The 12150-nt window shown below is 62.8% G+C and carries 22 protein-coding genes and 2 tRNA genes; all 24 read left to right on the plus strand.

Translation table 11 applies throughout. The features are described 5' to 3' along the window. Positions 1-190: 190 nt before the first annotated feature. The 24 genes from ABIE51_RS07195 to ABIE51_RS07310 all read left to right on the plus strand — a co-directional run bounded on the left by ABIE51_RS07195 (position 191) and on the right by ABIE51_RS07310 (position 12116). Positions 191-589 (plus strand): putative PDDEXK endonuclease, encoded by a 399-nt coding sequence (locus tag ABIE51_RS07195; protein WP_192630215.1) that lies wholly within the window; start codon positions 191-193, stop codon positions 587-589. Between the two features lie 18 nt (positions 590-607). Beyond that, positions 608-868: a hypothetical protein gene (locus ABIE51_RS07200; RefSeq protein WP_192630216.1), complete on the plus strand. Its 261-nt coding sequence runs from the start codon at positions 608-610 to the stop codon at positions 866-868. A gap of 40 nt (positions 869-908) precedes the next feature. Then, positions 909-1079, plus strand: a complete 171-nt coding sequence (locus ABIE51_RS07205) for a hypothetical protein (protein ID WP_192630217.1) — start codon at positions 909-911, stop codon at positions 1077-1079. Beyond that, entirely contained in the window at positions 1076-1555 is a 480-nt protein-coding gene (locus ABIE51_RS07210; protein ID WP_192630218.1) for a hypothetical protein, read from the plus strand. Before ABIE51_RS07205 ends, ABIE51_RS07210 begins: the two co-directional genes overlap by 4 nt. Then, positions 1552-2397 (plus strand): metallophosphoesterase, encoded by an 846-nt coding sequence (locus tag ABIE51_RS07215; protein ID WP_192630219.1) that lies wholly within the window; start codon positions 1552-1554, stop codon positions 2395-2397. The genes ABIE51_RS07210 and ABIE51_RS07215 overlap by 4 nt, the downstream gene beginning before the upstream one ends. Continuing rightward, entirely contained in the window at positions 2394-2912 is a 519-nt protein-coding gene (locus tag ABIE51_RS07220; RefSeq protein ID WP_192630220.1) for a hypothetical protein, read from the plus strand. The genes ABIE51_RS07215 and ABIE51_RS07220 overlap by 4 nt, the downstream gene beginning before the upstream one ends. Before the next feature lie 368 nt (positions 2913-3280). Next, on the plus strand, positions 3281-3523 hold the full coding sequence (locus ABIE51_RS07225) for a hypothetical protein (RefSeq protein ID WP_192630221.1): 243 nt from the start codon (positions 3281-3283) through the stop codon (positions 3521-3523). Beyond that, positions 3520-3972: a hypothetical protein gene (locus tag ABIE51_RS07230; RefSeq protein ID WP_192630222.1), complete on the plus strand. Its 453-nt coding sequence runs from the start codon at positions 3520-3522 to the stop codon at positions 3970-3972. Before ABIE51_RS07225 ends, ABIE51_RS07230 begins: the two co-directional genes overlap by 4 nt. 118 nt (positions 3973-4090) lie before the next feature. Further along, a tRNA-Ser gene (locus ABIE51_RS07235) sits at positions 4091-4178 on the plus strand. A 5-nt stretch (positions 4179-4183) separates the two neighbouring features. After that, positions 4184-4271: transfer RNA gene (locus ABIE51_RS07240), tRNA-Ser, on the plus strand. 252 nt (positions 4272-4523) lie between these two features. Next, on the plus strand, positions 4524-4952 hold the full coding sequence (locus tag ABIE51_RS07245; RefSeq protein ID WP_354503731.1) for a lysozyme: 429 nt from the start codon (positions 4524-4526) through the stop codon (positions 4950-4952). Continuing rightward, complete coding sequence (locus ABIE51_RS07250; protein ID WP_354503733.1) at positions 4952-5077, plus strand: hypothetical protein; 126 nt, start codon at positions 4952-4954, stop codon at positions 5075-5077. The genes ABIE51_RS07245 and ABIE51_RS07250 overlap by 1 nt, the downstream gene beginning before the upstream one ends. 290 nt (positions 5078-5367) lie before the next feature. After that, complete coding sequence (locus ABIE51_RS07255; protein ID WP_192630223.1) at positions 5368-5949, plus strand: trypsin-like serine peptidase; 582 nt, start codon at positions 5368-5370, stop codon at positions 5947-5949. A 1-nt stretch (position 5950) separates the two neighbouring features. Beyond that, positions 5951-6100, plus strand: a complete 150-nt coding sequence (locus tag ABIE51_RS07260; protein WP_192630224.1) for a hypothetical protein — start codon at positions 5951-5953, stop codon at positions 6098-6100. Then, positions 6100-6408 carry a DUF3307 domain-containing protein gene (locus ABIE51_RS07265; protein ID WP_192630225.1) on the plus strand — a complete coding sequence of 103 codons (309 nt, stop codon included), beginning with the start codon at positions 6100-6102 and terminating at the stop codon, positions 6406-6408. The genes ABIE51_RS07260 and ABIE51_RS07265 overlap by 1 nt, the downstream gene beginning before the upstream one ends. Beyond that, the gene (locus ABIE51_RS07270; protein ID WP_192630226.1) at positions 6408-6746 is read left to right on the plus strand and encodes a hypothetical protein; all 339 of its coding nucleotides are present in this window, start codon (positions 6408-6410) and stop codon (positions 6744-6746) included. Before ABIE51_RS07265 ends, ABIE51_RS07270 begins: the two co-directional genes overlap by 1 nt. Before the next feature lie 89 nt (positions 6747-6835). After that, positions 6836-7036, plus strand: a complete 201-nt coding sequence (locus ABIE51_RS07275; protein WP_192630227.1) for a hypothetical protein — start codon at positions 6836-6838, stop codon at positions 7034-7036. Next, on the plus strand, positions 7036-7314 hold the full coding sequence (locus ABIE51_RS07280; RefSeq protein WP_192630228.1) for a hypothetical protein: 279 nt from the start codon (positions 7036-7038) through the stop codon (positions 7312-7314). Before ABIE51_RS07275 ends, ABIE51_RS07280 begins: the two co-directional genes overlap by 1 nt. 126 nt (positions 7315-7440) lie before the next feature. Next, entirely contained in the window at positions 7441-7731 is a 291-nt protein-coding gene (locus ABIE51_RS07285) for a hypothetical protein (RefSeq protein WP_192630229.1), read from the plus strand. Between the two features lie 15 nt (positions 7732-7746). Beyond that, positions 7747-7998: a DUF5681 domain-containing protein gene (locus ABIE51_RS07290; protein ID WP_192630230.1), complete on the plus strand. Its 252-nt coding sequence runs from the start codon at positions 7747-7749 to the stop codon at positions 7996-7998. After that, the gene (locus tag ABIE51_RS07295) at positions 7986-9254 is read left to right on the plus strand and encodes a terminase large subunit domain-containing protein (protein ID WP_192630231.1); all 1269 of its coding nucleotides are present in this window, start codon (positions 7986-7988) and stop codon (positions 9252-9254) included. The genes ABIE51_RS07290 and ABIE51_RS07295 overlap by 13 nt, the downstream gene beginning before the upstream one ends. After that, positions 9251-11272 carry a portal protein gene (locus tag ABIE51_RS07300; protein ID WP_354503737.1) on the plus strand — a complete coding sequence of 674 codons (2022 nt, stop codon included), beginning with the start codon at positions 9251-9253 and terminating at the stop codon, positions 11270-11272. The genes ABIE51_RS07295 and ABIE51_RS07300 overlap by 4 nt, the downstream gene beginning before the upstream one ends. Before the next feature lie 72 nt (positions 11273-11344). Further along, the gene (locus ABIE51_RS07305; RefSeq protein ID WP_354503739.1) at positions 11345-11779 is read left to right on the plus strand and encodes a hypothetical protein; all 435 of its coding nucleotides are present in this window, start codon (positions 11345-11347) and stop codon (positions 11777-11779) included. After that, complete coding sequence (locus tag ABIE51_RS07310; RefSeq protein ID WP_354503741.1) at positions 11766-12116, plus strand: hypothetical protein; 351 nt, start codon at positions 11766-11768, stop codon at positions 12114-12116. Before ABIE51_RS07305 ends, ABIE51_RS07310 begins: the two co-directional genes overlap by 14 nt. Positions 12117-12150 lie beyond the last annotated feature (34 nt).

Consider the following 12150-nt stretch of genomic DNA (forward strand, 5'->3'; position numbering starts at 1 on the left):
GCCACTTGTACGAAGCTGAGCGAAACCTTCGCATTGCCACCGCCTTGGCAAACAAGCACGGCTACAGCGGACCAATTTGGCTGCAACTGAAGATGCGCCGGACGTCCGCATCTACAGGGAAGGCTGTTATGCAGGCTATGTCAGCTGCGGACCGCATAAGGGCGTTGTGGATCAGGTTTGGAGGTGACACATGAGCGGCCGCAAGAGCAGGGACAAGGGCGCAAGGGGTGAGCGCGAGATTTGCGCGCTGCTGCGCGACAACCTCGGCGGCGAGTACAACAGGCTACTAAAGCAGTATCAGCAGTCTCAACTGGCGGACATCGAGCAGCTAGTCGGCGGCTACAGCCTGGAAGTGAAAAACTGCGCCACGCTGAACCTGAAAGCCTGGTGGCATCAGGCGGTGGCTGCGGCGGATAAGCGCGGGGCGATTCCGTGCCTTGCGTACAAGATCACGCGGGCCGGGTGGCGGTTCGTGATCCCTATGCCGCAGGCGTGGGCGTCTGGACATCAGTGGAGTCGCGATCTCCAGTACACACAGACCCTCTACCCCGAGGGCTTCTTCTTGGTTGTGCGTGAACACATCGGGTGATCTATGAGCTACGCACGCGTGGACGAGATTGTGCGGAAGGCGATTGAGGATCTAGTTGACGCAGGAGCGTGCCGGGCTGACTTGGAGCCGCACATCCAGCCGCTGGAGATGGCCGCCATCAACAGCATCGCGGACGGCAAGCGCGATCAACTGCTGCTGAACTTGGAAATCAAGACTGGCGACCTCGCTCGTCGATTCGGCAAGAGCAAGCGCACGATCCGCAACTGGAGAAAAGCGGCAATAAATCGGAAGTTTGTTGCCGCCACCTCTTCCGCTTAAGCGCGGAAGATGCAAGCCCAGATCAAAGGGAATCTGGGCAGTGAACGAGTCTCCAACCAAGTATGAGTTCACGGTAGTTCGTGTCGCTAATGGCTTCTTCGTCAGGCCCGGAACGCGAGCCGGCGACTATCAGCCGCCTGCCGACACCTATGTCTTCAGCACGATGGCCGATCTTGCCGCGTGGCTCCTTGCTGAGGAGGCCAAGCTGTGAGCATCCTCCCCATCGACGCAGCCGAACGCAAAGCCGCGCCCGTGTTCTCGGGCGTGCTGATGTACTTCCCGAAGACGATGGTCGCGCTGGCACGGCTGAGCCTTGCTGGGAATATCCAGCACTACGGCCCCGGTACGCCGCTGCACTGGAACCGTGAGGTTTCGGCCGATCACCAGGACTGCATGGTCCGCCACGCGATGCAGTCGGGCACTGAGGACACAGACGGCATCCTGCACGACGTGAAGGCGGCTTGGCGTGCGCTGGCGCAGTGCGAGGTAGTGCTGGATCGGTTGGCTATCAACTCGGCCCGAGAGAGCGAGCTTATGACGGCGCTGGCAGCTGTGCATGAGGTGGTATCCGAACGCATCGGAGGCACAGTTACGGCACATGTCCCGCCATTCGTACAGCGTGACGCTGACGACGATCTCGGCCTCAAGGCAGGCGAGGCGATCAGCTACGGCGGGACGGCGGAATGAGTCAGCCACGCCGGCACTACGTGATCCCGGACGTACAGGTGCGGCCCGGTGACGTTGTCGATCACTTGGACTGGATCGCGCAGGACATCGTGCGCCGCAAACCGGACGTGATCGTCTGCATTGGCGATTTCTGGGACTTCCCAAGCCTGTCGTCCTATTCGCCCGCAGGAGGCATCGAGAAGGAAGGCGCGCGCATTAAGGCTGACATTGAGGCGGGGGAAGCTGCTATGGCTCGTCTCGTCGGGCCGATTCATGCGGAGACGGCACGGCTAGAGAAGAACAAGAAGCGCGCTTGGAAGCCTCGGATGATCTTCTGCGAGGGCAACCACGAAGCTCGCATTGCACGCCTGCCGAAAGAGGACGCAAGGTTTCTCGGGGTTGTCGGCACACACCTTTGCAAGGTGGAAGAGTTTGGGTGGGAGCGGGTGCCGTTCGAGCAGCCAATAGAGGTCGATTCTGTCTGGTACTGCCACTACTGGAAGACCGCGCACAGTCCGCGGCCGATCGGCGGGACGATCGACAACCGCCTGAACAAGCTCGGCTTTAGCTTTGTGGCCGGGCACGAACAGGGCAGAAAGTACGGCAATCGCGACCTGCCAAATGGCCGGACCATTCACGGGATCGTCGCCGGCAGTTGTTACTTGGGTACGGAGGGATACCGTGGCCCGCAAGGCAAGGCCGAGTGGCGCGGAGTGGTCGTGCTGAACGATGTCCGAAATGGCGGCGACTTCGAGGACATGTTCCTGACGCTGCGTTACATGAGCCGCACCTATGGCGGCGAAGAACTTTCCGCATACATGACGAGCCGGTATCCGGATCGGGACTGGAGCCATCTCGCATGACCGTCGCTGAAGCCATCGAAGTTACGGCCGATTACGCCATCAAGGGCAGCGACCTGCGCAGCTACTACGCCGGCTTCACTCGCCGCGCATTGCCCGAGGGCGCCCTGTGGCGCCTGTCGCTAGCTACCTCCTGCCTGCCTGACGGACACCCAGGCTACAAGGTCTGGCTGACGATGGTCAGCGGCACGGAGCGCTTCGTCGTGGAGCTTCAGGACTGGGCGATTGGACTGGCCGAGACGATCGCCAGGATGAAGCCGCGGCTGCGGAAGAGGGCGCGCGAATACGTGCCGAGTTATGACAGCGCGTGGGGCAAGCAGGCGGCGCTGGACGGGCTGTGCATGGCGATCTTTGGCGCTGAGAAGGTGCCGGCCGTCGCTGCCCGGGCGGATGAACTGAACTGTGACCGGGACGCGTACAAGCGCATCCGGGACTTCGTTGCAGGCGCGCTGCTGCTGGCCCAGTGGCAGTACGAGGATTCCCTGCGCTGGGCGCATCGCATTGCGAGGGATTCATGATCAACTTTCTCCGCGGTCTCTTGCCGCCTTACTGGATCATGATTGATCCGTATTCAAAGGGCCTGGACCGCTTCGTAAACAACAGCCTCGATCAGGGGTGTCTGCCTCAGCGCCTGAACCCATACGAGGCGACCTTGAATGGGAGGGAGTTCTGGGTGGGGAACTGGCCTTACAGCTACGCCACGACACAGGGGGTTCGCCCCTCGCGCGCGACGATCATCCGTTTTCGTGCGGCTCTCGATTCAGCGGACTTTCCCCTTACGAGCGCAGCGCCTTCCGAACCTGTGTCATAAGGATAGTGACGGGGAAGATTTTGCCCCGGCCCGGATGACCCGCTAGAGGGCGCCGGGTTCTCTATAGAGGACGCCATGGCCTTCACCCCCAAAGTCATAGATGGAGGGGGTAAGCCCGAGCCTGACGCGCGCATCATCGAGGCGCTAGAGGCGGCGCTGGCTAAGGCCAAGGCCGGCGAGGCTGAAGGCGTGTTCATCCTGATGGATGGCGAAGATCACGAGATCTGGTGCGCCGGGAATGCGCTGGCGCTCGGCTGCCTGGCTGAGATCTACGCTCAGGAGATCAAGGCCGCGGCGCTGGGGTTCGGCGACGAATGACCACGATCGCGTTTGACCCTCGCACGGGTGAGATGGCGGGCGACACGCAGGCGACATGGGGCGGAAACAAGACCCGCTGCCACAAGCTCTGGCGCCTGCCTTGTGGCGGCGTGATGGGCGGCTGCGGCACGGCCAACGAGATCACGAAGGCCGCGGACTGGATCATCAAGGGGATGAAGGGCAAGCCGCCCAAGATCCCGAACAGTTCGCTGCTGATCGCTTGGGGCGACGGCCGTGTGGTCACGGTGTCGGACAAGCACTGGACGATGGTTGAAGAGCTGGGGCCGGTCGCGATCGGTTCCGGCATGCAGGCTGCCATCTGCGCTATGCGCCACTTCCAGGCGAGCGCGGAGGAGGCGGTACACGCGGCGGCTTCGGTCTGCACGTACACCTCCGCCCCGGTGGATGTGATGCGCGTGGAGCCGAGGGCGAAGCGTCGTAAGAAGTGACAGAGTTTGCTGCCGAGTACCGCGGCCACCATCCGGCCTCCCGCGAAACAGCAGCCTCGAAGACCCGGTAATCGCGAAAGCGCGCCGGACATCCCGGGGTGATCGCCGGGACCTATTTGGAAGTGTGGCCGAGAGGCCGAAGGCGGCGGCTTGCTAAGCCGTAGTTCCGAAAGGGGCCGCAGGTTCGAATCCTGCCACTTCCGCCAAAACTGGAAGGTTCCGCTGCGTTGGGCTGGCGAGCGGTCTTGAAAACCGTGGTGCGGGAAACCGCAGGGGTTCGACTCCTCAACCTTCCGCCAGACACGGACGCACTGCGTCAACCAGGGGAAGGACGAAGTGCGAAGCGATGCTGCATTGGAAGCGGTGAAGACGATCCCGCCTGCTGGCTACTTGGCCGGCGTAGTTGCTGGGGTGGACTGGGGCACGGTGGCGTCAATTCTGGCGTGTGCCTATACCGCGTGGTTGCTGGGCGAGAAGATTTGGAAGGCCTACAAGGGCTTTAGGGCGAAGCGGGCGTGAGCAAGAAGGCGGTAGGCGCAGGGTTAGCAGCCGTGCTGGCTCTCGCTGCGTCCGTCGTCATGAAGTGGGAAGGGTTGAAGTACGAAACGTACCTCGACCCGGTGGGCATCCCGACCGTCTGCTACGGCCACACTGGGCCGGAAGTGAAGATGGGGCAGAAGTACACGAAGGCGCAGTGCGACGCGTTCCTCGACGAGGACATGCGCGAGGCGAACTACTACGTGAACAAGTGCATCCCGGGCGTTAAGCCGCTGGGTGCCGAGGCTGCGCTCACGAGCGCCGTGTTCAATATTGGCCCGAAGGTCGTGTGTGGTTCGACGCTACAGGGCTACGCGCTGGCCCACAACTGGCCTGCCGCATGTGCCGAGCTGAGCAAGTGGAAGTATTCAAAGGGCAGGGTCTTCAAGGGCCTTGTCCTCCGTCGTGCTGACGAACGCGCTCTGTGCGAGCGAGGGCTGTGATGGACAAGACCAAAGCCAAGGTAATCGCGCTGGTGGCCTTGATCGGCGGCGCGCTGGTCTGGGGTGGCTATGCCACTTGGCAGGACTGGAGCGGCTTCCTGATGATGATGTTCGGGGCGCGGTGATGCGTTGCCCTATGGTAGGCGAGGGGGTGGCGCTGGTCGCGGAGCTGTATTTCCGTGCAAAGCGAGATTCCAATGAGCGGCGCAAGGAAGTCGCGGCCGCACGTTCAGCGTGCACCTGCAATTCCACAGATGACCCATGCCCAGAGCACCCGTCCGGGGTCGCTGTATTTCCGCGGCCTGCGTGGCATATCCGCCAGATCGAGAGACATGAGGCGCTGGTGCGAGAGGTGTTCGGGGCCAGGCATGACATCCCCTGCGGCTGGGACGAGCGCGACGCGAAGGTGTAAGAGATGAAGACTTGGGCGCTACTGATCCTCCTTCTCGTAGGAGGGTGCAGTTGCGCCTCCCTGCCGGACTACAGCGAGGCCAAGGCCTACGTGGTCCGCATCGACTTCCCGAGCGGAAGCGTGTGCAGCGGTACGGCGATCAGCAAGGCAGCCATTCTGGGCGCTGCGCATTGCTTCAAGACTGAGGCGGGCGAGGCCAGGTTCAACGACCGCCCTGTGAAGTGGAAGGTGGTTGCCAATGACGGCGCCGACCATGTGCTGGTGACGATCGACAAGACGTTCACTACGTGGGCCCGGCTAAGCGCCAGGAAGCCCGGGCAGGGCGACGTGGTGTTCGTGCATGGCAACCCGAACGGCCTGAAGGATCTGCTGCGCGTTGGCCGCGTGGCTGGCTGGAATGGCGACGTAATGGCGCTGGACCTGCTCGGCTGGTTCGGCGATAGCGGCGCGGCGGTGTGGAACGAGGACGGCCGCATTGTGGGCGTGGTGAGCGCGATGTATCCGGGCGATCAGCCCTATTGGCGCCTCACTGGCTGCTACGCGATCAAATTTACCGCGGCGGACTGGAAGGCGGCCGGTGTCTGACATGACGAAAGCTGAGTTGGCAGAGAAGCACGGCACTCCGGCGCAGTTTGAGAGCGCTGTGTGGGCGGCTTGGGCCCAGTTGTTCATTGAGACGGATGAGGCACACGCCGCCATCGAGAAGTACAACGCCGAGTGGGAGCGCGCTGCTTGATGCTCTTCTGGCTGCTCGTGGGCCATGCGCTCGCGGACTACCCGCTTCAGGGCGACTTCCTCGCGAAGGCGAAGAATCGCTCGGCTCCGATTCCGGGCATCCCGTGGTGGCAAGCGCTAGGCGCTCACGCAATGATTCACGGCGGCTTCGTTGCCCTTATTACAGGGAGCGTGTGGCTGGGCCTTGCCGAGGTCGTATGCCACTTCCTGATTGATGATTTCAAGTGCTTGGGCAGGATCGAGTTCAATACCGATCAGGGCCTGCACGTTGCCTGCAAAGCTCTTTGGGCGATCCTGGCGAGTGTCTGATGGGTATCCGCGAAGCGATTGCGCTGGTGTTGGCGGCTGTGCTGTTTGCCAGCGGCTGGTATATGGGCGCGCTTTCGGGCCGACTGGGCAAGGCGAACGCCGAGCAGCGGATCGCGGCTCAGAAGCTGGACGAAGTGCTGACGGCGCAGCAGGACGACAAGAAGCGCGCCGAGAAATTGCAGAAGACGCTGGACAGGCTTCCGAAGAGCGAGGGGAAGGTGCGTGAGATCGTTCGCGAGAACCCTTCTAAGTGCGATCGCCCTGTCGTGGTTGCTGAGCGGGTGCGGGAAGCAGCTCGTGAGGCCAACCGCGCCCGAGAGATGCCCAGCGATTTCTGATCCTGGCACGACTTACGACGAGCTGGAGATCTGGGCTGGTCGGATGATCGACGACTACACCCGCTGCGCTGCCAAGATCGACGCCCTCCATGACTGACGTACGCGCCGAGGCTGATGGCGCTGCGGTCGATCTGCTGCACCTGTACGACGCGCTGGACGTCCCCGCGGTGATCCTGACGCTAGTGGACGGCGTAGTGGTAGCCCGCTGCCACGGCGCTGCGGACGTGCTGTGGTTCTGCAAGAAGATCCTGAAGGCGCACGAGGTTCCGGAAGAGAGGACGGTTAACTGATGTTCGGTATCGCCGAAGCGGCAATTGCCATGAAGCATTACGCCGATATCCATAGGGCGCAGGAGCAGGCTGAGCGAGAGGCCATTGAGGCGCTTCCGGTCGAGATGCAGGCGGCCGCATGGGAAGCAAAGCGTGTCCGCGACGAGAAGCGTCGCGTTGAGGCCATAGCTGAGCGTCGTCACCAAGAGATGGTCAGCGCGGTCCGATATGGCAGCAGCGGCTCCACTGCTGGTGGCTTCGGGATTGGCTTCATCCTGGGACTGGGCATCGGCTCGTGAGCGGCAAAGGCTCAGCCCCGCGCCCCTTCTCGGTGAGCGCGGACACGTACACGTCCAACTGGGACGCAATCTTTAACCGCAAGGACGCGGGGGCCAAGGATGGCCCGACTTCTTTAGAGGCAGCTGATGCAGCTCAAGACGATCATATCGACCTGCGGCGAGACCAGGCTGGTGAAGAACCAGTGGGCCGCTGAGGCTGAATCTCGCGGCGCGACCGTGAGCGATTCGACTTGGGAAGTGTGTGGCGGCCTGACGCTCGGATCGCAGTACCTGGCGGGCACGTTGGCCTCTGCGCTGGTGAACATCAACGGCTGCGGCACGATCACGAACACTGTGACGCTGAGCAACGGCGAGGTGCTTGTTGGCGCTCGCGACGTATCCATACCTGATGCCTATGACTGGCGTCTTAGCGATTGAGAACAAGGATTAACAGTGGCTTTCCAGAAGGGACAATCCGGCAATCCGGGCGGTCGCCCTAAGGAAGATGCCGAGATCAAGGCGCTTGCCCGTGCGGCTGGCCCCGAGGCAATCGACAAGCTGCTTGAACTGCTTCGCGGAGACGATCGGCGCACTGCGCTCGCTGCGGCCCAGGCGCTGCTTGACCGCGGCTTCGGTAAGCCCGCTCAGGCCATCACTGGCGACGAAGGCGGCCCCATCGAGTTCGCGGTGACGTGGCTGAAGTAATCACGATCGACTATAGGCCGCGGCCACAGTCCATCGCCTACCACGAACGCACGCAGCGCTGGTCATGTTCGGTGGCGCATCGCCGCTTTGGCAAGACGGTTCGCGAGATCAACGAGCTTGTGAAAGCTGCCGTCACGTGTAGCAAGCCCAATCCTCGCTTCGCCTACCTCGCGCCTTACTACGCGCAGGCCAAGGCGATTGCATGGGACTACCTGAAACAGTACAGCCGTCCGATTCAGGCGAAACCTCCGATGGAGTCTGAGCTTTCGGTTGAGCTGGTGAATGGCGCGCGGATTCGCCTGTTCGGCGCGGACAACCCTGACGCATTGCGCGGCCTGTACCTCGATGGCGTGGTGCTGGACGAATACGGCGACATGCGGCCTACGGTGTGGGGCGAGATCATCCGCCCCCTGCTTGCCGACAGGCGGGGTTGGGCCAGCTTCATTGGCACGCCCAAGGGTAAGAACCATTTCCATGCGCTTGCGCAGATGGCGAAGGACTCGCCGGATTGGTTCTACCAGGAGCTACGGGCGTCCGAGACGGGGATCATCCTGCAGTCCGAGCTGGACGACGCGCGCCGGCAGATGACGCCTGAGCAGTACGCGCAGGAGTTTGAGTGCGCGTTCGACGTGCCCGCGCTTGGCGCCATCTACGCGGCTGAGATCGCGCAGGTTAAGGCGGACGGGCGCATCGCCGCCGTGCCGTACGACCGCGCCGCGCTGGTGCATACCGCGTGGGACTTGGGCGTCGGCGACGACACCTGCATCTGGTTCTGGCAGCTGGTGGGCCGTGAGGTCCATCTGATCGACTACTACGCGAATCGCGGGCAGCCGGTCACGCATTACCTGAGCGTGCTGGGCCAGCGCGGCTACGACTACGGCCGGCACTTCGTTCCGCATGACGCGGAGGCGCGTGAGCGTTGGTCAGCGGTGACCATGACGCAGGTGGCCGAAGAGCAGGGCTACCGCATGGAGGTCTTGCCCCGCGAGGACGTGGAGCAGGGCATCAACGCGGTCCGCATGATGTTCAGCCGCTGCTGGTTCGACGAGAAGAAGTGCGCGGACGGTCTGGACGCACTGATGAATTACCGGCGCGAGTACGCCGAAAAGCTTGGTCAGTTCAAACCCACACCTCTACATGACTGGGCGAGCCACGGCGCAGACGCATTCCGCTATCTAGCGATGGCGTTGGAGAAGGCCACGGATAGGCCTGCCGTGAAGTTCGACACATCCTCTTTCGCTTCGGAGTTCGCGTGAAGGAACAACGCAAGAAGGGCAAGGATGCCCAGAACTCCGACCCTATGGCGGAGATGCGGCAGCGGTACGACCGCGCTGTAGAGGCAGACCGCACGAACCGTGATAACGCGCTGGATGACCTTCGCTTCGTCACCGTGCCCGGCTATCAGTGGGACGAGCAGCAGCGCAAGGCGCGCAAGGGTCGCGCGTGCTACGAGTTCCCGATCCTGCGCAGCCATTGGCGCCAGGTGGTCAATGACCAGAAGAAGGCGCGCCCTGGGATCAAGGTCCGTGCCGTCGAGGACGGTGACGCGAAGGGCGCTGAGCTTCGTCAGGGGCTGATCCGGAACATTGAGTCGTCCAGCAACGCAGAGCGCGCATACGACGGTGCGTTTGAGCTGGTGACCGCTGGCGGCATGGGTTCGTGGCGCGTGGTCACGCAGTACAGCAGCGACGACGCGTGGGAGCAGGATCTGCGCATCAAGCCGATCCCCGATCCGCTTACGTCGGTGTGGCACGACCCTGACGCCAAGGAGCCGGACCTTCGCGACCAGCGCTATTGCTTCGTGGAAGAGTCGATCCCGCGCGACGAGTTCAAGGCGCGCTACCCCAAGGCCGAGTGCGTCGATTTCGACTCAGCCAAGCGCTACGGGGATTGGTTCCAGCAGGATCACGTCCGGATCGCCGAATACTGGCGCCTGGTGCCGGTCACCAAGACGATCCTGTTGCTGTCTGATGGCCGATCGGTTGACCAGGCAGACATCACGCCGGAGGCCGCGCAGAAGATGGCGGCTGAAGGCATCTCGGTAGTCCGAGAGCGCCAGTGCAAGGGCCACAAGGTGGTCATGTCGATCGTGTCGGGTGCTGAGGAGTTGGAAGGCCCGCACGACACGGTGTTCGACCGCATTCCAGTCGTCTCGATCTTCGCCAACCGCTTCTTCATCGAGGGTAAGTGGCACTGGTGCGGCATGGTCCGCTTCAGTCGCGATCCCCAGAAGCTGCTGAACTACAACCTGACGACGGCTCAGGAGGTCGTCAGCAAGCAGCCTAAGGCGCCGTATCTCGTCACTCCCAAGATGCTGGAAGGCGACGGGGTCAAGGCAATGTGGGATCGCGCCAACGCGATCGATGCCCCCTATCTGCCGTACACGCCTGATCCGCAGGCGCCGCAGGCCCGTCCGGTTCGTGAAGCGCCGCCCGACATGCCCGCGGCCTTCACCATGCTCACGCAGATCAGCGTGGACATGCTCAAGGCCTCCGACGGCATCTATGACGCGTCGGTTGGCGCCAAGTCGAACGAGACCAGCGGCAAGGCCATCATTGCCAGGCAGCGTGAGGGCGATACCGCTACGTACGACTATCAGGACTCGCTGGCGTTCGGCATTCAGGCGACGGGCGAGATCATCCTGGCTGCGCTGCCCAAGGTGTACGACACGCCGCGCACGATCCGCGTACTCGGCAAGGATGGCGCCGAGGACATCGTGGAGATCAACAAGGGAGATGGCGTTACCGACCTGAGCGCCGGCAAGTACGACGTTACGGTCACCACCGGCCCAAGCTACGACACGCAGCGCATGGAGTTCATCGATGCGCTGACGGCCCTTGGACAGGGCAACCCTGCCATTGCCGCGGGCGTGCCGGACCTGATTGTGGGCGCGATGGATTTCCCGAAGGCTGAAGAGGCTGCGGAACGCCTCAAGCTGCTCCTGCCTCCGCCTGTGCAGGCCGCAATGGCGCAGGGTAAGGACATGCCGCCCGAGATCATTCAGGCGCGCCAGCAGGTTGAGCAGGGCATGGCCGAGGTGCAGCAGCGCATGGCGGCGCTGGACGAGGTGCACGCTGAGCTGATGCAGGACAAGGCGAAGGTGGATAGCGCCAAGTCTGGATTGGATGCGCAGGTCGCCGAGATCCACAACCAGCGCGAACTCCTTGCCGCTGCGATCAAGCAGGGCAAGACCGAAATGGAAGTCATGCACCTCCGCTGGGAGTTGCAGCAGACACGCGCCCAAGCGGCGCAATCGGGCCAAGGAAGCGTCTGAGGACGCCTCCGAAGCTGCGTAAGGACCGCACCGGCCGGTAGCCGGGCTAATCGTCAAGGACTGACGCCTACCATGAGTGATGTTGAGAACGCCCAGACGGGCGCGACGGCCGACTCTGCGCCCGTAGAAAGCGCGCAGGAAACCCAGCAGACCCCGGCCCCTGTTGAAACCGATGCGCAGCAGCAGGAAGAGCAGGCCCGCGACGAAAAGGGCCGATTCGTCCAGAAGCGCATCAATGAGCTGACTCGCGAGAAGTACGAAGCGCGACGGCAGGCTGAGGCATTCCAGCGGGAGCTTGAACAGCTCCGTGCAGAGGTCCAGCAGAGCCGTCAACCAGCGCCGGACCCGCAGCAGGACCCGCAAGCTTTCATTGCTCACCTCGCACGCGAGGAAGCGCGGAAGCTGATCGAGTCCGAACGCTCGGTATCGGCACAGCAGCAAGAGCAAGCGCGGTTCCAGAGCTTGGCCCAGCAGCATCAGGGCCCGGGCGGCGGTGTATGCCGCTGAACACCCGGATTATCCGGAGGCAGAAGACAGCGTCGTCAGCATCCTCGGTAACGATCCGATGTTGGCGGAAGTACTGATGTCTTCCGAGCACGGCCCACAGGTCGTGCATCACCTGGGTACGCATCTGGACGAAGTGGTGCAGCTGGCTTCCATGCCACCGCATCTGCGCATTGCTCATGTGGCCCGCCTCGAAGCTCGCCTGTCCGCTCCGAAACCCAAACCCGTCACCAATGCTCCGGCCCCGGTTCCGACCGTTGGCGGTGGAGCAGCCGCGTCCAAAGATCCAGAACGCATGAGCGTCGAGGACTGGATGGCGTGGCGTAACTCTCAACGTTGATTCACGTAGGCGGCATGGAGGCCGCTAGCAATGC

The sequence above is a fragment of the Lysobacter sp. OAE881 genome, assembly GCF_040546665.1.
Taxonomy (GTDB): Bacteria; Pseudomonadota; Gammaproteobacteria; order Xanthomonadales; family Xanthomonadaceae; genus Lysobacter_J; species Lysobacter_J soli.

Bases quoted from the DNA above. Each gene is read 5' to 3' on its own strand.
- ABIE51_RS07195 (WP_192630215.1), top strand. From the start codon at position 191: ATGAGCGGCCGCAAGAGCAGGGACAAGGGCGCAAGGGGTGAGCGCGAG.
- ABIE51_RS07215 (WP_192630219.1), top strand. From the start codon at position 1,552: ATGAGTCAGCCACGCCGGCACTACGTGATCCCGGACGTACAGGTGCGG.
- ABIE51_RS07220 (WP_192630220.1), top strand. From the start codon at position 2,394: ATGACCGTCGCTGAAGCCATCGAAGTTACGGCCGATTACGCCATCAAG.
- ABIE51_RS07225 (WP_192630221.1), top strand. From the start codon at position 3,281: ATGGCCTTCACCCCCAAAGTCATAGATGGAGGGGGTAAGCCCGAGCCT.
- ABIE51_RS07230 (WP_192630222.1), top strand. From the start codon at position 3,520: ATGACCACGATCGCGTTTGACCCTCGCACGGGTGAGATGGCGGGCGAC.
- ABIE51_RS07250 (WP_354503733.1), top strand. From the start codon at position 4,952: ATGGACAAGACCAAAGCCAAGGTAATCGCGCTGGTGGCCTTGATCGGC.
- ABIE51_RS07255 (WP_192630223.1), top strand. From the start codon at position 5,368: ATGAAGACTTGGGCGCTACTGATCCTCCTTCTCGTAGGAGGGTGCAGT.
- ABIE51_RS07260 (WP_192630224.1), top strand. From the start codon at position 5,951: ATGACGAAAGCTGAGTTGGCAGAGAAGCACGGCACTCCGGCGCAGTTT.
- ABIE51_RS07265 (WP_192630225.1), top strand. From the start codon at position 6,100: ATGCTCTTCTGGCTGCTCGTGGGCCATGCGCTCGCGGACTACCCGCTT.
- ABIE51_RS07270 (WP_192630226.1), top strand. From the start codon at position 6,408: ATGGGTATCCGCGAAGCGATTGCGCTGGTGTTGGCGGCTGTGCTGTTT.
- ABIE51_RS07275 (WP_192630227.1), top strand. From the start codon at position 6,836: ATGACTGACGTACGCGCCGAGGCTGATGGCGCTGCGGTCGATCTGCTG.
- ABIE51_RS07280 (WP_192630228.1), top strand. From the start codon at position 7,036: ATGTTCGGTATCGCCGAAGCGGCAATTGCCATGAAGCATTACGCCGAT.
- ABIE51_RS07285 (WP_192630229.1), top strand. From the start codon at position 7,441: ATGCAGCTCAAGACGATCATATCGACCTGCGGCGAGACCAGGCTGGTG.
- ABIE51_RS07305 (WP_354503739.1), top strand. From the start codon at position 11,345: ATGAGTGATGTTGAGAACGCCCAGACGGGCGCGACGGCCGACTCTGCG.